General features: G+C 47.7%; 16 protein-coding genes. 8 read left to right on the forward strand and 8 right to left on the reverse strand.

The window, feature by feature from the left end:
* Window positions 1–118: 118 nt before the first annotated feature.
* Window positions 119–2,233: an amino acid permease gene (locus tag NC796_RS13775; protein ID WP_310685187.1), complete on the reverse strand. Its 2,115-nt coding sequence runs from the start codon at window positions 2,231–2,233 to the stop codon at window positions 119–121.
* Between the two features lie 105 nt (window positions 2,234–2,338).
* A complete protein-coding gene (locus NC796_RS13780) occupies window positions 2,339–2,566 on the reverse strand; it encodes a hypothetical protein (RefSeq protein WP_310685189.1) in 228 nt (75 codons plus the stop codon).
* Between the two features lie 263 nt (window positions 2,567–2,829).
* Here NC796_RS13780 and NC796_RS13785 point away from each other — a divergent pair, with 263 nt between their 5' ends.
* The gene (locus tag NC796_RS13785) at window positions 2,830–4,635 is read left to right on the forward strand and encodes a cation:proton antiporter (RefSeq protein ID WP_310685191.1); all 1,806 of its coding nucleotides are present in this window, start codon (window positions 2,830–2,832) and stop codon (window positions 4,633–4,635) included.
* A 338-nt stretch (window positions 4,636–4,973) separates the two neighbouring features.
* Here NC796_RS13785 and NC796_RS13790 read toward each other — a convergent pair whose 3' ends face one another.
* Window positions 4,974–7,139: a cation:proton antiporter gene (locus NC796_RS13790; RefSeq protein ID WP_310685193.1), complete on the reverse strand. Its 2,166-nt coding sequence runs from the start codon at window positions 7,137–7,139 to the stop codon at window positions 4,974–4,976.
* Window positions 7,140–7,375: 236 nt separating this feature from the next.
* Between NC796_RS13790 and NC796_RS13795 the strand changes: the two genes are divergently transcribed.
* The 5 genes from NC796_RS13795 to NC796_RS13815 all read left to right on the forward strand — a co-directional run bounded on the left by NC796_RS13795 (window position 7,376) and on the right by NC796_RS13815 (window position 16,922).
* Window positions 7,376–11,179, forward strand: a complete 3,804-nt coding sequence (locus NC796_RS13795) for a hydantoinase B/oxoprolinase family protein (protein ID WP_310685194.1) — start codon at window positions 7,376–7,378, stop codon at window positions 11,177–11,179.
* 112 nt (window positions 11,180–11,291) lie between these two features.
* Entirely contained in the window at window positions 11,292–12,380 is a 1,089-nt protein-coding gene (locus tag NC796_RS13800; RefSeq protein ID WP_310685195.1) for a serine protease, read from the forward strand.
* Window positions 12,381–12,572: 192 nt separating this feature from the next.
* Entirely contained in the window at window positions 12,573–13,955 is a 1,383-nt protein-coding gene (locus tag NC796_RS13805) for an aspartate kinase (protein WP_310685196.1), read from the forward strand.
* A gap of 1 nt (window position 13,956) precedes the next feature.
* The gene (locus tag NC796_RS13810; protein WP_310685197.1) at window positions 13,957–15,948 is read left to right on the forward strand and encodes an ABC-F family ATP-binding cassette domain-containing protein; all 1,992 of its coding nucleotides are present in this window, start codon (window positions 13,957–13,959) and stop codon (window positions 15,946–15,948) included.
* 209 nt (window positions 15,949–16,157) lie between these two features.
* Window positions 16,158–16,922, forward strand: coding sequence for an SDR family oxidoreductase (locus NC796_RS13815; protein ID WP_310685198.1), 765 nt, complete (start codon window positions 16,158–16,160; stop codon window positions 16,920–16,922).
* Between the two features lie 595 nt (window positions 16,923–17,517).
* Here the strand turns inward: NC796_RS13815 and NC796_RS13820 are convergent.
* Window positions 17,518–18,582, reverse strand: coding sequence for a hemolysin family protein (locus NC796_RS13820; RefSeq protein ID WP_310685199.1), 1,065 nt, complete (start codon window positions 18,580–18,582; stop codon window positions 17,518–17,520).
* 68 nt (window positions 18,583–18,650) lie between these two features.
* Window positions 18,651–19,082, reverse strand: coding sequence for a VOC family protein (locus NC796_RS13825; protein WP_310685200.1), 432 nt, complete (start codon window positions 19,080–19,082; stop codon window positions 18,651–18,653).
* Between the two features lie 249 nt (window positions 19,083–19,331).
* Here NC796_RS13825 and NC796_RS13830 point away from each other — a divergent pair, with 249 nt between their 5' ends.
* Window positions 19,332–19,901: a superoxide dismutase family protein gene (locus NC796_RS13830; protein WP_310685202.1), complete on the forward strand. Its 570-nt coding sequence runs from the start codon at window positions 19,332–19,334 to the stop codon at window positions 19,899–19,901.
* 43 nt (window positions 19,902–19,944) lie between these two features.
* On the opposite strand, the gene NC796_RS13835 is transcribed toward NC796_RS13830, so the two are convergent.
* On the reverse strand, window positions 19,945–21,012 hold the full coding sequence (locus tag NC796_RS13835) for a sulfite exporter TauE/SafE family protein (protein ID WP_310685203.1): 1,068 nt from the start codon (window positions 21,010–21,012) through the stop codon (window positions 19,945–19,947).
* Window positions 21,013–21,063: 51 nt separating this feature from the next.
* Window positions 21,064–22,536: a glycine--tRNA ligase gene (locus tag NC796_RS13840; RefSeq protein WP_310685204.1), complete on the reverse strand. Its 1,473-nt coding sequence runs from the start codon at window positions 22,534–22,536 to the stop codon at window positions 21,064–21,066.
* A gap of 190 nt (window positions 22,537–22,726) precedes the next feature.
* Between NC796_RS13840 and asd the strand changes: the two genes are divergently transcribed.
* The gene (gene asd, locus NC796_RS13845; RefSeq protein WP_310685206.1) at window positions 22,727–23,788 is read left to right on the forward strand and encodes an aspartate-semialdehyde dehydrogenase; all 1,062 of its coding nucleotides are present in this window, start codon (window positions 22,727–22,729) and stop codon (window positions 23,786–23,788) included.
* A gap of 102 nt (window positions 23,789–23,890) precedes the next feature.
* Here the strand turns inward: asd and NC796_RS13850 are convergent, their stop codons facing one another.
* Window positions 23,891–24,286, reverse strand: a complete 396-nt coding sequence (locus NC796_RS13850) for a hypothetical protein (protein ID WP_310685207.1) — start codon at window positions 24,284–24,286, stop codon at window positions 23,891–23,893.
* Between the last annotated feature and the right edge of the window lie 86 nt (window positions 24,287–24,372).

Consider the following 24,372-nt stretch of genomic DNA (forward strand, 5'->3'; position numbering starts at 1 on the left):
CTATAAATAAGTTTTTAACTAAAATTCCAGAATAAGTTTGAGGTTGGCGGCTATGTATTAAAACTATACCAGCCGAAAACTTTGACAAATGTTTTTGCCAAAGATATAGTATAATTGACTAATTCTCTTTCATTTCTCTAATACGTTCAATGTCTTCCACCTCACCAATTATTGACAACTTATCTCCTTCCTGAATGACCGTATTGCCATGCGGAATATTGATATTTCCCTCGCGTCTGAGTATAGCAATCAGACTTTCCCCTGGCAGTTCAATCTCATGGATTTTTTTACCAATCATATCTTTCGTTTTATTAGCAGAATCTATTGTAAGGGTGATAAACCGCTCATCACGTAGTAACATTTCACGCAATGCACCTTCATCCTTTGCATCTATCCAGTGCTGTAAAAAATGATCCTGATCGATCATCTCGGCTATATGCGCCAAAAACCTAAGATGCTGTGTGGAATACTTTTCGGAGCTGACCAAGAAGAAGATGGCATGTAGTTCACTCTTTTTCTGGTTCTTAAAGTACCGGCTCTCCACAGACAGGCCGTGCTTTATCCGTACAATAAATAGCTCGGGTTTTGCCTCAATATCCAACCTTGTATGATTAAGGGCTGCTCCTTTTCCAAGGGAAATGGCTCCAAAATCGCTCATTTTGTCAAACGCCTGGAACAACTTGTCTTCATCTACGTCAACTTTGGTTGCCAAATTCCGGCAGGCATGTTTTACAATATCTTTGTACGTGATAGCGGGATCTTTGACATCCAGGACAGCGGCCTTACTTATCACCAGTTCATAGGGATCTTCTTCACGCAGTCCTTTCTCCTGCATAATCCGACGCATTTCATGTTCTAGCCCCCGGTCTTTATACTGTCCCAGGCGCTCGTGCACATGAAATATGGCCCCCTGCCGGTCGATTTTGCCATAGGCGTAATAATAGTACCATGCCACCGACAAGATAGTGACGGCTACTGTAAACAAGATGGAGACCAATCCCATCTCAAAGATTAGCAGACCCGAAGTGACCATTCCAATCATCTGAATCCAAGGATAAAAAGGCGAGGTATATCCCGGGTCATATTCTTTGATCTGGCTCTCTCGCATCACTATAACAGCCAGGTTCAACAACCCGAAAAGCAACAATTTAAACGCGCTGGCCAGTTTAGCCACCTCTTCTACATTAAATACCAACAGCAGGAACACCATCATGCCCGTTGTGGCAACAATTGACACCATTGGCGTATCGAACTTGCCGATCTCTGACAATTTTGGATGGAGCAATTTATCGCGGGCCATCGCCAATGGAAACCGGGAGGCTGACATAATTCCGGCATTTCCTGTCGATGCAAAGGCAGAAATAGCTGCAATGACAATTAAGATCAACCCGGTATCGCCGGGCAGCCATGTCAGAAATATCTCGCCGGCTGTAGCTACGGGAGTCAAATCCTGCCTGAACGCCTCCGGTTCAAGGACAGCTGTCATGAGATACACGCCAGCCACATAAACGGTTATAGCAGTAATAATAGAGAGGAACATGCCCCTTGGAATATTACGATCTGGATCTTCCACCTCCTCGGCCACGCTCACCACTTTTGTAAGCCCGGCATAGGATACAAACACCATTCCCACTGTCCCGAAGAATCCCTGCGCGCCGTTGGCAAAAAAGGGTGTAAACTGTTTTCGGTGTATATCTAAAATATCCATGGAAAACAGATATGAAAACCCCTGTACAAGGTAGAAGGCCATAATGGAAATTAATGTCAACACCAGTATATTTTGCACCTTAGTCGTTTCCTTGGCGCCAAAAATGTTTAATGCACCAAATGCTATCGTAAGGATAACGGCAACAGGCGTAATCGGCACTTCAAAAAAGATAGATATATAGGCTCCCATCCCAATCAGTGCGAATGCACTTTTAAAAACCAGTGAAAACCATGAACCAAATCCGCCGATACTCCCCATCAGGGGTCCCAGCGTACGATCAATAATATAGTAGGTGCCGCCGGCACGGGGAAAAGCAGTTGCCAGCTCGGCTTTACTCAGCATAGTGGGCAACACCAGCAAACCTGATACCAGATAAGCCAAAAAGACAGAAGGGCCAGTCTCTCCGGCGGCAATGCCGGGTAGTAGAAAGAGACCGGAACTAAACATTGCTCCCGTTGCAATTGCAAAAACATCGAACGCACCCAGTTGTTTTTTTAATTTTTTTGTCTTGTCTAGTATAGGCACAACAGGTTGTTAATTTTGCTTGATTAATTAAGCTGAAAGAAAAGGGAAATACTCAGCTTTCTAAAGGACTAGCTTGTGAGTGATCTGAATAGTCTCATCGAACCATTAATCATTGTCGATTTCCGGAGACCTGTTCAAATTCCAGAGCCTAGCCGTCATTCGGATGATATACCCGATAATCAAGAGTCCGATAAGTCCCTGGATTTTGACACTAAACACTGGGTGCAAATCGAAAACAACGATAATGAAATACTCTATTCCGGCTGATATAAGCAGGATGCCAACCAGCCAGATAGATTCATTCATTAATTTACTTTTCAGATCATCTTTCATATTTAAAGATTTTTCCGAGTATTAAATATCTCAGATCCGGGGCTTATTGTAACTATACTAAAAGATACAGCGTTTCGACTTTTTAAAAAGTTTTTTAGCTGAAACGTACCAAAAACCTCATTTCCTTATTAAAATTAAATTTTATTCTAAACAATCATATTTGAATCCTTTGGTAATTTGCCGAGGGTTCCCCATTTTATCATTCAATTTTTAATCCCCAACAAGTAAACCGGTATAGAAAACCCAGTTTGTTTATATAATTTATGACAGAACACTTCTTAGTTGCCATTGCCAGTATCCTGGTATTCGGAATTGGTGCACAATGGGCTGCCTGGCGGTTTAACCTGCCAGCCATTTTACTTCTACTTATCTCCGGAATCCTTGCAGGTCCCGTATTTAGTCTTTTAGATCCCGATATCCTGATGGGAGACCTTTTGACCCCATTTATTTCTGTTTCGGTAGCAATTATCCTTTTCGAAGGAGGATTAAGCCTTCGATTTTCCGAGCTCAAGGATGTGGGAAATGTTATCGGAAACCTTGTGAGCGTTGGCGTACTCATCACATGGACCATCATATCCATCTCCTCATATTATATTTTCAATTTTGGTTGGGAGCTTTCGATCCTTTTAGGTGCTATCCTTGTCGTAACGGGGCCAACCGTGGTCATCCCCTTACTGAGACAGGTTCGACCGTCGGGCCAAGTCGGACCAATTTTAAAATGGGAAGGCATCGTTATAGACCCGATCGGTGCCATGCTGGCCGTCCTTGTATTTGAAGTAATCCTTGCCACCAGTGTTTCGGCTGCTACCAGCGTGGCGATTATCAGTATTGTTAAAACAATCGTATTTGGTACAATATGCGGCCTGGCAGGGGCAGCAGTAATCTACTTTCTCCTCAAACGCCATGCTTTACCAGATTTTCTGCAAAATCCAGTTAGTTTGATGATTGTGGTGGTTGTTTTTACGGTATCCAATATGATTCAGCATGAATCCGGACTTTGGGCTACTACTCTTATGGGAATTGCCCTTGTTAACCAGAAATCAGCAAATATTCATCATATCATCGAATTCAAAGAAAATCTGAGAGTTCTTCTGCTCTCCACCCTGTTTATACTACTGGCCGCGCGGGTAGAGCTTAATGAACTGCTGGCAAATTTGAACTGGACCATGCTGGCGTTCCTGGCAATCATTATTTTAGTAGCGAGACCGCTCTCTGTCTACATATCAACAATATCTTCCAACACCAGCTGGCGCGAAAAATTCTTCCTGTCCTGGATGGCACCCAGAGGGGTAGTAGCAGCTTCAATCTCTTCAATTTTTGCGATAGAATTGACTCAAAACGGATTTGAATTGGCCAACCAGCTGATACCGATTGTATTTATTGTCATTATCAGTACCGTTATCATTTATGGATTGCCCGCCGCCTGGGTAGCCCGGAAACTGGGCGTGGCCAAACCGGTACCCCATGGTGTATTGATTCTCGGAGCAAAAGACTGGACTATTAAAGTGGGTAAAAAAATACAGGAAGAGGGATTTAAAGTACTCATGGCAGATTCCAACAGGAGGAACATTTCGAAAGCAAAAGCTCAAGATCTGGATGCATATCACGGTAACATTTTATCGGAATTTGCCCTGGAAGAGATTGATCTTGATGGTATAGGTCAGTTGTTCGCTTTAACACCCAATGACGAGGTCAACTCCCTGGCAGCCCTTCGGTTTGGTGAAATATTTGGGCGCTCTCATGTCTTTCAGCTACCACCAAATACCAGGCAAAAAGATGCTAAAAAGGAGGTATCCGACCATCTAAGCGGTCGAATTTTATTTGATGAAAATCTAAACCATGACAGACTTGCCCAGTCGATTACTGCGGTAAGTGACCTGAAAGCTGTTGAGATTACAGCAGATACCCCCTTTTCCGATATTGTAAATAATGATAACGGACACGTACCATTGTTTCATATTACCTCAGATCGGGTACTAAGACCTTTTACTGACAACTATCCCCAGATCCCTTCCAATGGGGACAAGGTGATATACCTACATATAAATAATAACCGAATAAGTGGTTAATCTTTGTAGCTGCCTGAAAAATTCTTTTTAACGTGAGCTCGGTTTAAGGATTCACCAGAATCTGCGTTTACGTGTTAATAAAAGCTTTTTGTTACTGTTCATTTTTTGAACGACGAAAAAACGAACCAAAAACGTCGCCGGCTGGTGAAATTTTTGTTGCGTTCCCTGCGCCTGTGCTAAAACCATTTAACTCGATCCGCAGAAAACGCGGTTCTCAGACATAAATGGTTTTTTTAACGCTCCGGCTTCGGTCACTCAGCCAACAAAAATTTCGAAGGCCGGAAAGGGAACAGTAATGAAATATATTTTTGGATATCCTTATCCCGAGTTGACGTTTTTTAAGTGTTAAAAATAATCACCGGGCAGGAAGAGTCCTGCAAAATTGTTTCTACACGTGGACCCAGGTAGAGCCGATGTGAACCCGGCCGCACATTGGTTCCAAGGATAATCAAATCCATTTCATTATCCTTTGCAAAATTCTGGATCACCAGTTCCGGACTTTCACCTTGCTCGACGACGGCCTGCGTTTTAACATCCATAGCCTCCCCGAGATCTTTAAGTTCTGCTACAATTCCGCGGGCAATCTCTACCTGGTTTTCTTTCTTGTCGTCCCGGATATGCCAGGGAGAATGTGAATGTTCGTCTAACACGACATTTAACACCGTAACTTCCCGGCGGTCATCCGATTTTGCTATAAAGAACCCGAGATCAGCCGCATTTTTTGAGGCAATAGTCCCGTTTGAAGGGACTAAAATACGAGCGGGATACCAGCTTTGGGAAACATCCGAAGAGCGCACAATCAACGTTGGACATGGAGCCACGCGCACAAGATAGTCAACAAGAGGGCTAAACAGATGTCTGTTTCCATCTCTTTTTTCATATTCAGTGGCTCCAAGCACCATCAGGTCATAATCCTTTTTAGCCTCATCCAGGATCGTATCCCCGGCGGACTGTTCTTCCACCACCTTGGTCACAATCTCTTTCTGGTTAAAAAGTTTGGCACATGCCTTAAGATATTCTTCACATTTGCTCTTGTTTCCTTTTTCTGCAACGGTAAAAAGGGTAAGCGAAAGCTCCGTTTTTTGCCCCAGTAACTCCAGCAACTGGGCCTCCACCGACTGGATCGCCTGCTTGTCCGCCTGCACATCCCGGCCCCGAACGGGCAGGAGTACCCGGTGTATGCCAGCGACAAGACTTTCAGCTTCCAGCTCTTCCTGTTTCAGACGTTCTTCTTCCTCTTTACCTACCTCAACCTTGCCAAGTACCCACCGCAGAGCCGATGGGGCCATCAGTGAAGTAGCCATCGCCATCACCACGATAATGGAAAACATATCCTGTCCCAGTATACCCAGGTTCAGACCTATGGTGGCGATAATAATTTCCATCGCTCCCCGGGCATTGAGTCCGGCTCCAAAACTCAGGGACGTCCAGTGATCCTTGCCGCCGATCACGCGGGCACCCATGTAGGTGCCGGCAATTTTCCCCAGCGTGGCAACCGCAATTACAATCAGGGTGATTACGATAAGAATGGGCTCGAGCAGATTGAGGATATTTACCTTCAATCCCGCTACAGCAAAGAAAATCGGGGCAAAAATTCCAAGAGCAATACTCTCGAGTTTGTGGATAACATCTTCCGGAAGGCGTGGCATCATACCAAACAGAATCCCCATCACAAAAGCCCCCAACACTGCCTCGAGGTGAAGAGCCTGGGTAATTGCCCCCCACGCAAACGTTAATATGATGACTAATGTAAGAATGCGATCAGTACTCTTGATCTCATCCTGAACGTAAGTCAACAATTTTCGAACCATCCAGCGTCCCAGGGTAAAGCTCACCAGCATAAACGCCAGCACGCTACCGACAATCTGCAGCACACTTCCGACCGTTACCGATTCACCACTTGCCAGACCTGCCACAATCGATAATAAAATCCATCCGATAGTATCATCGCTCATACCCGCAGCAAGGATAGTCTGTCCGATATCCCGCCGCATCAAATTCAGATCCATCAACACCTTGGAGATTACGGGTATCGCAGATATTGAGAGTGCTGTAGCAACGAAGAGTGAAAAAACAAGTCGTTCGCCGGTGTCGGCAAGCAGGAAATCCGGCAGGAACTGTCCCAATACAAAACCACTGGCAAAGGTAACTATAATTCCTCCGAAAGAAACGCCCGCGGCAGTACGCGCATGTCTTTTAATGAGCTTAATATCTGTTTCAAGGCCGGTAATCAGCAACAGAAACACCGCTCCGATCAGGCTTACCACCTCCAGCAGGTATCCCTGCGTCTCGGTTTGGGGTATAATCCACTGTCCAAGTTCGGGGAAAATCCCCACCAATACCGAAGGTCCCAATATTATACCGGCCAGGATCTCACCAACAACGGAGGGTTGTCCCAGACGCTGGGCCACCTCTCCCAAGGCGCGGGCAGCAAAAAGAAGTACCGAAATCTGAATGACCAACAAGAGGATATCGTGATGTGGTGCTGCAGAAAATATATCCAATGTAAACAGAGGTTAACTTTTGATGCATTTATTACTACCGAAGGGTTGAGGATAAAGTTTTTGATCTTAACAATCCATCCTTGGCTTTCTCTTTTACATATACTACCATTCGCTTTATTCAGGGCTCGATTCAATTGACAGCCTGTCCTCAACGGATCGGCAAGAGGCATCGGTGGACATAGGTAATCGCGCCCGTACAAGTGATTTAATTTCCAATTATCCATTAAAAAATCATTGTGACTTCATCTACAACCAAATGGCAGATCTGGATTGATACGGGTGGCACCTTCACCGATTGCATCGCCCGAGATCCCGGAGGCGTATTCCATAAAACCAAAGTTCTGAGCAGCAGCGCCCTAAGGGGTACTATCCTGGAGTGGATCAATTCGCAGAAAATACGAATCCGGCAAAACTGGAATGCACCTAACAACTTCGTAAAAGGCTTCCAGTTTCATCTACTGGGAAGAGAACACGCGCCGGTGCCCGTTCACTCTTTCGATGCCAGGAACTCGATAATCAACTTGCAAGAGGAACTCCCTGTAAATAATCCACCCAATTCGTTTGAGGTTACGTCTGATATTGAAGCACCGATCCTGGCAGCCCGGCTTGTGACAAAGACGACAGCCGGACAGCAGTTGCCGCCGTCAGATCTTCGGCTTGCCACTACCAAAGGCACCAACGCCCTGCTGGAACACAAAGGAGTCCCTACCCTATTCCTGGTAACGGAAGGCTTCGGTGATCTACTTCGTATTGGGGATCAAAAAAGACCGGATCTTTTTGCCCTGAATATTGAAAAACCGAAGCCACTCTATCGAGAGGTCATTGAAGTACCCGAACGGATCGATTCGGAAGGTAATCCCATACGGTCCCTGCAAAAAAACTCACTGAAAGCACAGCTTGAGCAGGTGCAAAGTCCCGCTGAAACATCAGTTGCTCTCTGCCTGATGAATAGCTACAAAAACGCTACCCATGAACAAGAAGTAGCTAATCTTTTAGAAGAGCTGGGCTTCAACTATATTTCAGTTTCTTCGGAATTGAGCCCATTTATTAAGATACTTCCCCGGGCCCAAACGACCGTCGTAAATGCCTACCTCGCGCCCATCCTCCACGAATATATCGACAGGGTTAGAGAAGAGCTCAGCTCCGGCTCGTTCCGGATGATGACCAGCGCTGGGGGACTCGTTGACACCGAAAACTTTAATCCCAAAGACAGCCTGCTCAGCGGTCCTGCCGGTGGTGTTGTCGGGGCTTCAGCGGTTGGGAAAAAAGTGGGGTTTAAGCATATCATCTCGTTCGACATGGGAGGCACCAGCACCGACGTTGCCCGTTATGACAATGAGTTCGACTATCTTTTCCAACACCAGGTGGGCGATGCACGGCTGGCGGCCCCCGCCCTTTCAATTGAAACGGTGGCAGCCGGCGGGGGATCGATCTGCTCTTTCGATGGATTCAAACTGACGGTTGGTCCTGAAAGTGCCGGCGCTGATCCGGGTCCCGCATGCTACGGGGCGGGCGGCCCGCTGACGGTGACCGATGTGAATCTCCTTCTGGGCCGACTTGAACCAGAAAATTTTGGCATTCCTGTCTCCATGGAAGCCTCCCAGCAGCGGCTGGACGAAATTATTAAGCAGGTAAACAATCAAAAGGCTGGGCATTCCACAGCAACCGAGATCCTGGAGGGGTTCCTTCAGATTGCCAATGAGCGGATGGCCGACGCAATACGCAAAATTTCACTCCGAAAAGGCTACGATCCACGGGAATACGCCATCGTTGCTTTTGGGGGAGCCGGTGCCCAGCATACCTGCGCCATCGCCAGCCAACTGGATATCAGCGACATAGTTATTCCTACTGATGCTGGTCTCTTAAGTGCATATGGTTTGGGGAATGCGGTCATTGAACGGTTCGAAGAGCAGCAGATCCTGCAAAAGCTACAGGATGTCGGTACCTCACTGGAAAAACAATTTGAGGAGCTCGGGGAAAAAGCCATTGCAAAGCTACAACAAGAGGGAATTCCGGAGGCTGAAACGGAACTTCGGCGCCGGTCCGTTTTTATGCGGCTTGAAGGACAAGAAGCTACGCTCGAAGTCAACTTTGGTGATGGAAAAGAATTGGCCGAATCCTTCAAACAGTTATACCTGCAACGGTATGGCCACTGGATTGGAGGACGGACGATAGAAGTTGAATCGATACGAGTTGTTGCCTCCAGCAAAAAACCGAAGTTCGATCACGTGAAGGAAACGGAGCCCGAGAGCACTGCTCAACCCCGGCGGACCAAGGAGATTATTTTCAACGGGGAAAAAGTGAAGACCCCCATCCTCAAGCGAAGCCACCTTTCCCGCGGCCAAAAGTTCAGCGGGCCCGCCCTGATCCTGGATCCCTACAGCACCATTGTCGTTGATCCTGGCTGGGCATTGGAAGTGAGGGAGAATGGATCGCTGGTTCTTTTTCAAGTTGATGCCCATTCCGAAACCGCCTCGTCTCGTATCTCCGGCGGTCGATCAGAAGCCGTGGCCCTGGAGCTATTCACAAACCGTTTTACTTCAGTAGCCGAAGAGATGGGTGAAATGTTGCGGCGCACGGCCCTGTCTGTAAATGTAAAGGAGCGCATGGATTTCTCCTGTGCCCTGCTCAACGCTGACGGAGAATTGATCGTAAATGCACCGCACATACCAGTCCACCTTGGAGCGCTCGGAATTTGCGTGCGGCGACTGCAGGAGACGATAGAGATGAACCCCGGGGATGTAATCGTGACGAATCATCCCGCTTTTGGCGGCTCTCACCTGCCTGACATAACGATTGTGACCCCGATATTTACGAAGGATCCCTCTCCGGAACTCATCGGTTTCGCAGCCAGCCGGGCCCACCATGCAGAGATCGGGGGTACGCGCCCCGGTTCCATGCCGCCCGATGCCTCCACCCTTGCAGAAGAAGGCGTTGTAATCCCACCGATGCACTTGATAAAGGAAGGAAACGAGCAGTGGGATCAAATGAGAAGACAACTGGAATCTGCAGAATATCCCACCCGAGACATCGAAGAAAATATTGCCGATCTACAAGCAGCTGTGGCTGCCAATAACCGCGGGGCTCACTCTCTGCTTCAGCTGGTCGAGGCCCACGCCAAAGAATCTGTGTTGCACTATATGAGCGCCCTGAAACAGTATGCCGCTGATAAAATGCGTGCTACCATCCGTAACCTGCCGAAAGGTTCTTTTGAAACCACCGAACTGCTGGATGACGGGACCAGGCTAAAGGCGAATATTACGATTACAGAACGAGCAATTATTTTTGACTTTGAGGACACAGCCCTGGTCCATCCGGGCAATCTCAATGCGACACCGGCAATCGTTAACAGTGTAATTATCTACATCCTACGTCTGTTGGTTGATGAGGAACTGCCACTGAACGAGGGACTACTGGAACCGGTATCCATACAATTGCCTAAAAATTCGATCTTAAACCCTGACTTTCCGCAGAATCCGAGGGAATGTCCCGCCGTTGTAGGTGGAAATGTGGAGACCAGTCAGCGATTGGTGGATCTGCTGCTAAAGCCATTTGAAAAAATAGCCTGCAGCCAGGGCACAATGAATAATGTGCTTTTTGGCAACGACTCTTTTGGCTACTATGAGACGATCGGCGGCGGAACGGGGGCTGGTCCGGATTTCCATGGTACAGATGCCGTACACCACCACATGACTAACACTGCGGGCACTGACCCCGAGATCCTGGAACAGCGCTACCCTGTCCGGCTCGATTGCTACTCAATTCGTAAAAATTCGGGGGGCTCGGGAGATCATCACGGTGGTAACGGTATCCAGCGCGAAATGACATTCCTTGAACCGGTCAGTCTTTCGGTGCTCACGCAGCATCGCAGGGAGCAGCCGTATGGACTCAACGGTGGTAATCCGGGCCAGCGAGGTAAACAATGGGTTATCCGCAACGACGGGACCCGGGAAACGCTGGCATCGATTGACGGGGCCGACCTACAGGCGGGCGACCGCTTTTACCTACTCACGCCGGGTGGCGGTGGGTTTGGAAGTTAGAAGTTGGAGGTTGGAGGTCTTTTCCTTTTTTGGAAACCATTGTCTATACGTAAATTACTTAATGAGTCGTTGTAGACACTGACTGTTCCAAGAACATTACGGGGAGAATCCCATGCTACGAAACAATCTTTCCAGGGATGGCCTGGATATAAAATATGTACCCTGTACCGGCTTTTATCTGCTACTGGGAGTCATACTTTTCGTTTTAGGATGTTCATCCTCCGAGCAGACTACGCAGCAGCAACAACCTCGGATAGCGGAGACTTCGGCATCACCTGATACCAAGTACACTTCAGCTTTTCCCCGACGAGATGTATCAGAAAAGATCAACGCTATTTTTCGATCAGTAAAACGCATTACCATTAACGGCATTTATCGTGTGTACCATTTTGAAGATCGCCCGGTTACGATAAATCAAATTCGAAACAGCGATTTGAGCGAGCTCGCCACGCGCACTATATCCGAGGAGAAAGGGGTAGCAGGCACTGCTGTATCGATTGCGCAAAACAACAGGCATATAACACTTTTGACTTGTGCTCATGTTGTGCAATTTCCGGATACCCTTATTGATTACGAAAGTACGCCCGAACAGGGACATATTAAATCTATTGCCGTTAAATACAACCAGCGCAACTTGCTGTTTGGTGACTCAAACCTGGTCCCGTTTGAAATAAAATCAGTTGATGAAAACTATGATCTCGCCCTTATCCAGATCAACAATAACAAGGAATACAGCGAAGAATTTCCACCGCTGTCCATAAGAATGGGGGATTCCAAAGACCTGAAGTGGGGTTCCATGTTGTATATAATAGGCTATCCCAAAGGAGCTGCTGTAGTGACCCGGGGCATCGTCAGCAGTCCAAATCGAACGCCTCGGGGCGACTTTTTAACGGATGCCCTCTTTAATCATGGAATGAGCGGTGGAATAATCCTGGCAAGTAATAATGATTACCTGACATTTGAGTGGGTTGGAATTGCAAATACGGCATCGGCTGAGCAAGAAAATATCCTGGTGCCCGATCCGAAAAGACGTACAAGTGAACAGCTCATTGAACCGTATAATGGCTCCATATTTGTAAAGAAAAAGACCCGTATTGTGTACGGACTCACCCAGTCCATTCCCACCGCCGGAATCACCGGTTTCCTGGGGCAAAACAAGGACCTTCTCAGGGGCACAGATAATGAGTTGCCCAACTTTTGATTAGAGCATGAATGTTGAATCGTTGAAATGTTGAGTTGTTGAACTGTTTTGAATTTTTAACCAACCCTCCTCATCTGACAGAAATGCAAACACAGCAATAATCTTAACAACAAAATCGAGGCATTTCTATTTAATTCTATAGACACAGTTTGGTATCTTTGGCACTATTTAGTTCAGCCTATACATTTTGTAATGAATAACATACGCGTACTTAAATTCGGCGGCACCTCCATGGGAGATGAAAACACCTGGCGCAAGGTGCTGGATATTGCTGCGGGCTACCAGCAACCGGTAATAGTAGTCTCTGCCACATCCAACACGACCCGGCAACTTTTGGCTGCTGGAGAGGAAGCCCTGAATGATCTTGACAAGGCACTGGAAACAAGCCAAAACATTCGCAGCCGACACGAGGTGCTGATTGAGCGATTCCTGGATCAATTTGATAGCAATACCACGGGCTCACGACAGCAGTGTCAAGATTGGATCGAAAAGAAGATCGATGAGCTGGAGAAGCATTTACATAAAATTAATGAGCAGGTGGAGTTTAGTGACCAGCGCAAAGACGCCGTAGCCAGTATCGGGGAGCAGCTTTCTTCTGGCTTGCTGTCTATTTGTGGCAAAGTTTATGGCCTGGAAACCACCTTCATCGATGCGCGGGACATAATCAAAACAGACTCCGACTTCGGACAGGCCAATCCCGATACGGAACGGATTGACCAGCAAAGCCGCCGAATTCGGGCTAAAGTTGAAAAGGGTGAAATACCCGTGCTCGGTGGTTATTATGGAGAAAACAGTGACGGACAGATTACAACACTCGGTTTCGAAGGCTCCGACTACACTGCCAGCCTGGTCGGTGCAGCACTGGATAGTGAAGCAATCGAAATATGGACTGATGTCAGCGGCATTTTCACCTGTGACCCCCGCCTGGTAGAGGACGCCGTCTCTATTCCGGAAATCAGCTTCCGCGAGGCGACTGAAATGGCGTATTTTGGGGCCAGAGTACTTCACCCCTCTACCCTTAAACCGGCGGCTGAGAAGCGGATCCCCGTTTATGTACGGAACATTTTTGAGCCGGATCATCCCGGAACCAAAATATACGCCACAGCCGACTCCAACGGGCCGGTCCGAGCACTAACGTTTCTTGAGAATGTGATTATTCTCACTGTCAACGCCCCCAGCACGCTGATGGGTTACCATTTCCTGTCAAATGTGTTCGCCACGCTGGAGCGTCACCACATTACGGTAGACGTGGTAACGACGACCGAGGCTTCGGTATCCATTGCGATGGAGCGGCCCGACAAGCTGGATCTCATTACACGGGAACTCGAGGATATCGGGGAGGTCACATCGACCGAACGGCAAGGCCTGATCAGCCTGATTGGATTTGGTCTCTCAAATGTAGATGCGATCACCAGCCGGGTTTTCTCCTCGATCAAAGGGGACCCGCTGTCACTGATCTCATTCAGCCGGGACAAACGAAATCTGAACCTAATCCTCCCGGAAAACCACCTGGTCGAGACCGTCCGCTCAATTCACCACTCACTTTTTACTAAAGAATTTTCTACAAAACCGTAATATGCTGGCACTTGAAAATATATCGCTAACGCTGGGCGACCGGCAGCTGTTCAACTCCATCGACGCCCTTATCAATCCCGGGGAGCGGGTGGGACTCGTCGGGCCCAATGGGGCCGGCAAATCCACCCTGCTCAAACTGATTGCCGGGAAAATTGGCGCTGATGCAGGTGAAGTGAAGCTGTCCAAATCAGCCACAGTAGGGTACCTGCCGCAGGATGGGGTCGATCCGGATCCCACACTCACCGTTCTGGAAGAGGTGGAAAGTGCGTTCGAAGATCTGCTGGAACTGGAAGATCAAACCATGCAGGAACAGCAAAAGCTGAGCCGCATGGAGGCGGGTACCGACGAATATCAGAAAACGCTCGACCGCATGGGACGCCTGCAGGATCAGCTGGAGCAATCGGGGGCATATGAGCTGGAGGCGGATATCGAAAAAGTGCTGATGGGGCTCGGCTTTTCGAAAGAGGATTTTTCACGATCGACCACCGAGTTTAGTGGTGGCTGGCTGATGCGCATCGCCATGGCAAAACTGCTGCTGCAGCAACCCACCTACCTGCTGCTTGATGAGCCTACGAACCACCTGGATATCGAATCGCTGCAATGGATCGAAAACTTCCTACACAACTATGAAGGGGCGATCATCATCGTATCGCACGACAAGGCGTTCCTGAACTCTATCACTGAGCGAACACTTGCACTGGACCGCGGCAACCTGTACGACTACTCAGGAAACTATTCCTATTACCAGGAGAAACATGAAGAGCGGATGGAGCATCTCCGCAAAGCCTATCAAAATCAGCAGCGGGAGATCAAGAAGCTGCAGGAGTTCATTGACAAGTTCCGGTATAATGCCAGCAAAGCCTCGCAGGTGCAGAGCCGCATAAAACAGCTCGAGAAGATGGACAAGATTGAGCTGGATGAGCATGAGGAAGAGATTACGTTCCGGTTTCCACCGCCGGAAAGAAGTGGCGCAGTTGTGATGAAGCTGCAGAACATCAGCAAAAGCTACGGTGAGAATCAAGTGTTTGAAGGGCTTGACTACGCGATAGAACGTGGCGATAAAATTGCGGTCGTAGGCCCCAATGGCGCCGGTAAATCCACCATGGTGCGCATGCTGGCGGGACTGGAGGACTTCGACTCCGGCATAAGGGAGCCGGGACACAACGTCAGCACAAACTATTTTGCCCAACACCAGGCCGATGAGCTGGATCTCGATCAGACGGTGTTTGGGATTATGCGGGAAGCAGCACCAAAAGCCAAAGAGACGCGCCTGCGCACTATTCTCGGCTGTTTCCTGTTCCAGGGGGATGACGTGTTTAAAAAAGTATCGGTGCTCTCGGGCGGGGAAAAGAGCCGGCTGGCACTGGCCCGGATGCTGGTGAACTCGGCCAACTTTATGATTTTTGACGAGCCCACCAATCACCTGGATATGCAGTCAAAGAAAATCCTGCAGCAGGCCCTCGATCAGTACGAAGGCACGTTTGTCATCGTCTCTCACGACCGTGATTTCCTCGATCCCATTGTAAGCAAGGTGCTGGAAGTTCAGCCGAACCGGGTGCGAACCTTTCTTGGCAACGTGTCTTACTACCTGGATAAAAAGAAAGAAGAACAGGAAGCACTTGACCTGGCATCTTCGACGGGCAGCAATGGAGCTGAAATCAGCCAAGATTCCGCTTCGGACTCAGAATCCGGGCCTGCCATTTCCCGGAAAGAGGAACGGCGCATTGAGGCCGAAAAACGCCAGCGCAGGTACAAAAAACTGAAGCCGCTCAAGAAAAAAATCGATCCACTGGAGGATAAGATTGAAAAGCTGGAGGATCGCAAAGAGGAGATCGAAACACAGATGGCAGAGCCGGATTTTTATGATGACGACGAACGGGTGAAAGAGGTCTCACTGGAATATGAAAAACTGAAAGCAGAACTGGTGGAGATCTATGATGAATGGGAAACACTGGCATTGAAGATCAGCAAGATCGAAGAGGAGTTTGAATAGTTTTGTTGATATTGTGGTTGCTTTGACCCCGACAGAGCTTAACAGGATACCGTGCATGAAAGCTGATATGCTCGGTGTTTCTGAGGTACTAATAGCTCAAGCCCTATACGGTTATAGGCGTATAGTGACAAACTTGTAAGCTGAAGGCATAACTGGAACACTGTTGAATTTTCCTTTATTCATCCTCAATAATTAGATTTTTAGACAATATGGGTAAATTGGATAACAAAACAGCCATCATTACCGGGGCAACCAGGGGAATCGGCCGGGCTATTGCTATGTTATTTGCCAAAGAAGGCGCTAACCTCATATTAAACGGGCGTGATGAAAGTCTGGGCAATAAAGTAGCCTCAGAGATCTCTGAAATTGGTGGAAATGCAGTGTTTGTTAAGGCAGACATTCGATCTAGAGAATCCAATCAACAGCTTGTAAACAAAGCAATAAATGAATTTGGTGAGTTTAATATTCTGGTTCCCAATGCAGGAATGCTTGGATTAGGCTCGATTACAGATGTGACGGAAGACACTTGGCACCAAACGCTGGATACCAATCTTAACTCCGTTTTTTATCTTTTACGCGCTGCCATACCCTTGATGCAAAAAAATAATACAGAGAGCTCTATCATCGTTACTGGCTCGATTGCCGCACACAAAGGATTCCCCAACCATGCGGCCTACTGTGCTTCAAAAGGAGCGGTAGAAGCACTTGTCCGTCAGGCAGCTGTTGATTACGCCCCAAAAATCCGGATTAATCTGATACAACCCGGGCCAGTGGAAACCAAGCTATATAATGATTCAGCAGATGCCTTCCCCAATTCTGATACCATCCTGGATGAAGTTCCCGACTCATTACCTATGAAGCGGGTGGGAGTTCCAGAAGATATTGCAAAGGCAGCCCTTTTCCTGGCGAGCAATGATTCTTCCTGGGTCACTGGTTCCGTTTTTACAATTGACGGGGGAGCCAGCATAAATTAACCTCAGTTCGATATAAGGATCGCAAAAATTATAGCTGTCACCGCGAGGAGGCGTCTGTGACAGTAGTGGCCTTCCATCTTGAGGTCGACGTGGCGATCTGCCCGTCCATTTTCTGTTCACCCGCCGGGAGATCGCCTCCGAAAGGTTTCGGGATCCCTATGATTACTTAATCCCTCTTCGCAATGACAGGTTCTGTCTCGAACTGATGCTAAATATTTTTGCATTTCAGAGGATATGCTAAACTAATTGAGACGGTCGTCTCATATACACTGAGATAGTAGTCTCAGGGATACGAGACTATGGTCTCGGTAAGTATGAGACTTTGGTCTCACTATGTATGAGATAGTAGTCTTGGTAAGGGCGTTAATCTTATAAAGAGGAGATTTTCACCAGGGCTTATTCAACCCCCCTCGTGAGGAGGTCCGGCTTAACCTGGGTTCAACATAAGAATTACTAAATTGTTGGCTAAACGATGCGGTCGATGTGGCGACTCCTCATCCGTTTTTTGTTTTCGCATAGGAGATTGCCGCTGGATTTCGCTGAATTCCTTACAATGACAGATTTTATATCGAACTGACGTTAAACTAGCTTCCGTTTAAGAATCAGCTTCATTTTCTTCTGAAACGATTCCAAGTCTTTCTGCTCGTTCTCTCCACTTCTTGCGTGCCAGCTTCTGCATATCCTCGTAGGCATCCACCTCGTCAATAATTTCCATACCCAGCAGTGTTTCCACTAGGTCTTCCATCGTCACGACGCCGGAAAATCCACCGTATTCATCTACTACCAGGGCGATATGATCCTGCTGCTCCAACAGACGTTCGAAAAGCATCTTCAGGTTGGCGTTTTCCGGCACTACCAAAATTTCACGTTTCAGCTCCTTGAGCTTTTTCTTCTTTTCATCTCTAGCCAGCTGTATAAGCAGATCGTTTTTCAGGACATAGCCGGTGATATTATCCTCATTGTCTTCATACAGCGGCAGCCGGGAAAACCGAAGATCCTCCACCCGGTCAGGTATCTCTTCAATGGTACGCTCCTGGTTGTAATAGGTCACCACAATGCGTGGAGTCATTATGTCCTTGACACGCAGCGAACTGAAGCGAATCAGGTTCTTGAAGATCATCGACTCCTCTTCCTCGAAAATGCCCTCTTCCACACCCCGTTCGGCAAGTGCACTGAACTCTTCACGACTAAATGAAGGCGGACGATTGCCACTGGAAAGAAGCCTGGTAATGCCATTTGAGAGGGCCACAAACGGATACATCAGAAACATGAGGACGCGGAGCAGGCGTGCGGCCATCGGAGAAAGATTCTTCCAGTAGGTTGCCCCGAGTGTTTTGGGGATTATTTCAGAAAACACAAGGATCAGCAGGGTCAGGATGGCCGAAATTATACTCACATACTCGTTGCCAAAAACGACCTGGGCCTGGGCACCTACCCCGGCGGCTCCCACCGTGTGAGCAATAGTATTGAGACTTAGTATCGCTGATAACGGGCGATCGATATCCTCCTTGTATGCTGTAAAGAGTTCACCGGTTCGCGTACCCTTACGTTTCATCACAGCAATATAGGACTCGCTGACGGACAGGAGTACGGCCTCCAGGATAGAGCACACAAACGAGACTCCCAGAGCCAATAGTAAATAAAAAACTAATAGCGTCATAGGCCAGTATTAAGGCAGTAGAAAATTAAAGAAAAGCGTATATAGAAAACTCAATGTGTTTTTAATGACTAGTTTTCTCGGAAAATCTGATCCCTGTTTTTGAATGTTTTGAATTCCATGGTATTGCCACTGGGGTCTTGGAAAAACATTTTCCCTTCCTCCTCTGGTTTACCTTTATCCCGCACGTAGGGCTCAAATACAAACTCTACATCAGACTTCTCAATACGATCGGCCAGCGCTTCCCATTCATCCCAGTCCAATATAATTCCAAAGTGGTGAACGGGCACCGGGTTTCCATCTATTTCATTCGTGCCATGCTTTCCCGCAAATTCGGGAATAAGGTGACCAACAAGCTGGTGTCCCCAAAAATTGATATTAATTGTGCGTTCAGAACTGCGTACTATTTTACATCCCAAAATATCCCTGTAAAAAGCACGAGTCTCCTCAATATCTTTTATTGGGAATGCATAATGAAACAGTTCAGCAGATTCTTCGGCCATGGGTTTAATCTAAATTAAAGTTTATTTAAAGTTTGGCTTAAAATAGGTAATTCGTTCGAAGTGAAAAATTCTAAGAATAAAAATACCAAGAGTTATCCATAACATTTTAACAAAACCTGTCTTAGGCTATTCCTTTTAAAATACGTAAAAAATTTGCAGCTCTTTACAACATGGAATTTATTGAATGCCAACGGTTTCCTACTTGTTAATAAATCCATCAACTTCTAATCAAATATTTTTTACAAGGCCATGCAAAAATCATCGAAACTATTTTTAACGATTTTAATCGCAAGTTTCATTGTTGCTGGTTGCACGCAACAACAGCAACAGCAAGCGGAAGAAGAACCCACTCCTTCCACTAATTTTACTAATGCAGTTGCGGTTGTGCATCCCACCGAGGGCAACAGTGTAAGTGGCACCGTGCATCTTGAACAAACGGCCGAGGGCGTACAGGTCACAGCTGAACTTACTGGACTGAGTGAAGGTCGCCATGGATTTCATATCCACCAATATGGCGACTGCACTGCCTCTGACGGCACATCCGCAGGCGGACATTATAACCCTGCCGGTAATGATCACGGTGCTCCCACCCAAGATAACCGCCATGTTGGAGATATGGGTAACATCGTGGCTGACAGCGAAGGCAATGCCACTATTAACTATACCGATCCAGTGATTGAGCTAAACGGTCCCAGCAGTATAATCGGTCGTGGTATTGTCGTTCACGGTGGAGAAGACGACCTTGAATCTCAACCCTCTGGCGCTGCAGGTCCGCGCGTGGGATGTGGCGTAATCGGTGTTGCCAACACTTCACAATAAGCTTTCTTCAGTGTTTGGGGCGTACCATCTGATGGTACGCCCTTTACTTTTTTACACTTTTCTTCTCCTCCTCAAATTCCTGTTCATTACGTCGGCGAATAACTGATCCCCTGCCCTTTTTATTACCATAGTTTGTCAGCCAGAAAAACAGTACAAGTCCTGAACCAAAAACCGCGAATGAGAATATGATGAGCGGTCCCGTTGGACGAATAATCAGGATTGCGCTAACGAACTGTACCACCAATATGATATAGAGCAACACAGCGATATACAGCCTGTTTATCTTGCTAATAACATAAGCCCCAAAAGGTGCTCCCAGCACAACAACGGGGATACTGACCATCCAGAAGTTGATCGCTTCCACCTGCATATCTTGTAGAACAAAACCATGCAACAATACCCCCACTACGGCATTCATCGCCATAAGTATGACAGAAGTCGGCGTCGCTATTTTTTCTGACAGGCGGTATTTGAGCGTGACAAAGGCAAATGAACAGATGTCAATTCCGTTACCGAGGATTGCACTCAGTATGCCCCCCACGAAACCTATTGCGACAAGCTCCATCTTTTGAGATGAGCTTAACACAGGCAGGGATTCCACAGAATCGCGCTGACGAATGTGATTGATGAAGAATAGGGCGATTCCATAACTCAGCCAAAAAGAGACGAACATCATTTTGGCATAGGATGGTACGACATATGGAGCAATGAAATAAGTCCCGAATATGATACCAATTGTTCCACCCGACGCCACGACCCAGAGATACGTTTTCTCAATGGGAATCTTTTTTGCCACAATCCAAAGAGCGGCCGCCGTCATCCCGATGCTCTGAATAGCCAGACTAAAATTGCGAGCAACGGAAGGATCGATCTCGAACATCAGGGTCATCACCGGGTAGGCTATAGCTCCTCCTCCCTCCGAGCTGGCGCCGGCAATAAATGACCCAAACACCATCGTAATGGTCATATACCATTCGGTGAGAAAAAGATGCCACCAGCTCTCGGCCGTCATCCACCCCAGCCACACCAGGTATACCAGCACCACCGGGACAATATAAATAAGAATGCGTCTCTTGCTGTCACCAGCAAACCAGGAAGTGATCTTCTGCAAAACGTCTGACTTGTATTACCCAAGGTCTCGGAGTCTGCAAGCTATTTATCGCTACTCTTCCGGCCTCCAGTCACTCATTTTATCACTGATCACCTCTTTCAGGCGACTTACCGGCACGCGATCCTGCGTCATGTCATCGCGATAGCGGATCGTGACCGTATCTTCGCCCTCGGACTCTACACCGTCGAAATCAACGGTGACACAGAACGGCGTTCCCGCCTCATCCTGTCGCCGATAGCGTTTCCCGATTGAACCCGACTCATCGTAAAGCACAGCAAAATCTTCTCGGAGATCAGCTTCGATCTTTTTGGCCAGATCGATCAGCTTATCCTTCTTGATTAGAGGGAAAATTCCCACTTTTCGGGGTGCGAGCTTTGGATGCATTTTGAGGACGGTTCGCGTGTCCCCGTCTACTTCCTCCTCGCGGTAGGCGTCGCAGAGTACCATCATGACCGTACGATCAAGTCCAACGGAGGTCTCGATTACATACGGAATATAGCGTTTCTGTTTGGCCTGGTCATAATACTCCAGTTTTTTCCCGGAATACTCCTGGTGCTGGGAGAGATCAAAATCGGTACGGTTATGGACGCCTTCCACCTCCTGCCACCCGATCGGGTATTCATACTGAATATCAGCCGCCGCTTCCGCGTAATGGGCCAGTTTGTCTTCTGGGTGCGGCTCGGCCCGTAATTTGGATGGGCGAATACCCAGGCTCTTGTGCCACTCCATTCGTTTCTCAAGCCACTTCTCATATTCTTCCTCATCGGTGCCGGGCTCTACAAAATACTGCATCTCCATCTGCTCAAACTCGCGCATGCGGAACACAAACTGCCGCGCTACCACTTCATTTCGAAATGCCTTCCCGGTTTGTGCAATACCGAACGGTACCTGCTGGCGGGCGGTATCCATCACGTTCTTGAAGTTCACAAAAATACCCTGGGCGGTTTCGGGTCGCAGGTATACGCCATCGTCGCCATCCCCGGAAGAGACCGCGCCAAACTGCGTTTTGAACATCAGGTTGAACTGGCGCACATCGGTCCAGTCAAACGCCCCGGATTCGGGCGCACGAATTTCGTTGTCGATAATGATTTTGTGGAGATCCTCACACAGTCCATTGCGACTCCCCGCTGTATCCAGCAGCTCCTGGAGTTCATCAGCTTGGTCGGCTTTCCCATTGCTGCGCAACTTGGCAATATGGCCTTCAATCAGCATATCAGCCCGGTAGCGCTTCTTCGACTGCTTGTCATCGATCATCGGATCGTTGAAGCCGGAAACGTGCCCACTGGCTTCCCACACTTTGGGATGCATAAAAATCGCCGCATCCACTCCCACGATGTTATCGTGCTTCTGGGTCATCTCTTTCCACCAGACATCGCGGATATTGCGTTTCAGTTCCACACCGAGCGGCCCGTAATCGTAGACGGCCCCGAGTCCGCCATAAATTTCAGAAGATTGAAAAATCAGGCCACGGGCTTTGGCCAACGAAACAATTTTATCCAGACTATCAAGTTCGGTAACTGACATTAACGTATACAAAAATTAATTGGGATTGAGATTCATCGATGCCAAAGATAAAAAAAGTACGTTTAATTAATGAATTCTAGTTTTTTAATTCCGATATTCCCTGCCGCCTGCTTTCCGGCACGGTATAGACCCCTACAGCCGGCAGGCAGGTGTTAATAACTTTTTAACCAAACAGAAATCAAAAAAAACAATGCACAGTTTCAATGTAGGAATTCTTGGCGCAACCGGCGCTGTCGGACAAAAGTTCATCCGTTTACTTCAAAATCATCCCTGGTTCACCATCAAAGCCCTGGGTGCTTCTAAACGTTCGGCCGAAAAGACCTATAAACAGGCCGCTCACTGGATTGAGGATATAGAACTGCCCGAGAAGGTTGCCAAACTGACGGTTACTACATGTGAACCTGGGCATTTTGAGGACGTTGATTTCGTCTTTTCCGGGCTAGATTCTTCCGTAGCGCTCGACATTGAACAGGCGTTTGCCAAGGCAGGCATCCCGGTAATTTCAAACGCAAAGAACCACCGGATGTTTGACTCCGTTCCGCTGCTGGTTCCGGAAGTAAACCCAGATCATATTGAGATGATCAAATCGCAGGATTTCACCGAAGACGGAAGCGGCTGGATTGTCACAAACCCGAACTGCGTGTGCGTGCCGCTCTCCATGTCACTACGACCTATTTATGATGCATTCGGCATTGAATCGGTTGTAGTAACCTCCATGCAGGCTGTTTCCGGTGCGGGCTATCCCGGCGTCCCCAGCCTCGACATCCTGGGCAATGCGGTTCCCTATATCGGTGGAGAAGAAGACAAAATTCACACCGAGCCCCTGAAGCTCCTGGGAGCACTTAACAGCGACGGCACGGTTACGAACGCCAGCTTTGGCGTGCAGTCCACCGCTGTTCGTATCCCAACGGTTGAGGGACACCTGCTTTCAGTTGCCGTAAAGCTGGAAGAAAAGCCGGGCGATATTTCTGACGTTCAGGAAGCGATCGAAAGCTGGAAGAGCCCGATTGCTGACCTGGATCTGCCTTTTGCTCCCAAGCAACCGGTCAAGATCTATGAAGAAGAACGCCATCCACAACCACGCCTGCACTCCACACGTGAAAATGGGATGCAGCTGGGGATGGGTCGCCTGCGAGAAGGTTCCGTGTTTGATATCTCGTACATCGCGCTGGCGCACAACACGATCCGTGGTGCCGCCGGTGGTGCAATATTGAATGCTGAACTACTGGCTGAGAAAGGTTACTTAAATTAAATTTCATGGAACGCGGATGGCGTTGATTGGGCGGATGACCAAAAGGATTAACTATTCATCCGTCCCAATCTGCTTGACCTGTGTCATCCGCGTTCTATTTTATCAATGTTCATCATCAAGATCTTTGAGCTTCATCTCTGACATGGTGAGGCGAATTTTGGAGACCAGGTTCTCAGCGTCTTTCCTGTCCTTCCGCTTGATCTTCAACTTGCACTCTCCACCCTCCGTGCCCGGGATTTCATCGAAAACACGCAATGAACGAGCTTCAAGTATAATTTTCGAACTAAACCATCCTTTTTTCAACTCTACCGACTGAAGCTCTCGCAGTGGTATTGTGATCTCCTCTACGTCCGACTTAAACACTTCGAAAAAAGCATCTTTCAACTGGAACTCTAGCACCAGCTGCTCTCCCACAAGTTTCAGCAATCCGCTGGCGGTCTGCAACCCATGATTCACATTTGATATCTCAAACTGTACCGCTTTCGCTTTAAATGGCATTAGACAAATCTTTTAATTTCAAACTCAACTCTCAGTCCTCGCACAATTGCGAACAACTGGCACCGATTAAGCTAACAAAAATTGGT

The organism is Aliifodinibius sp. S!AR15-10 (assembly GCF_031569985.1).
In the GTDB taxonomy this organism is placed as follows: Bacteria; Bacteroidota; Rhodothermia; order Balneolales; family Balneolaceae; genus JAMQKA01.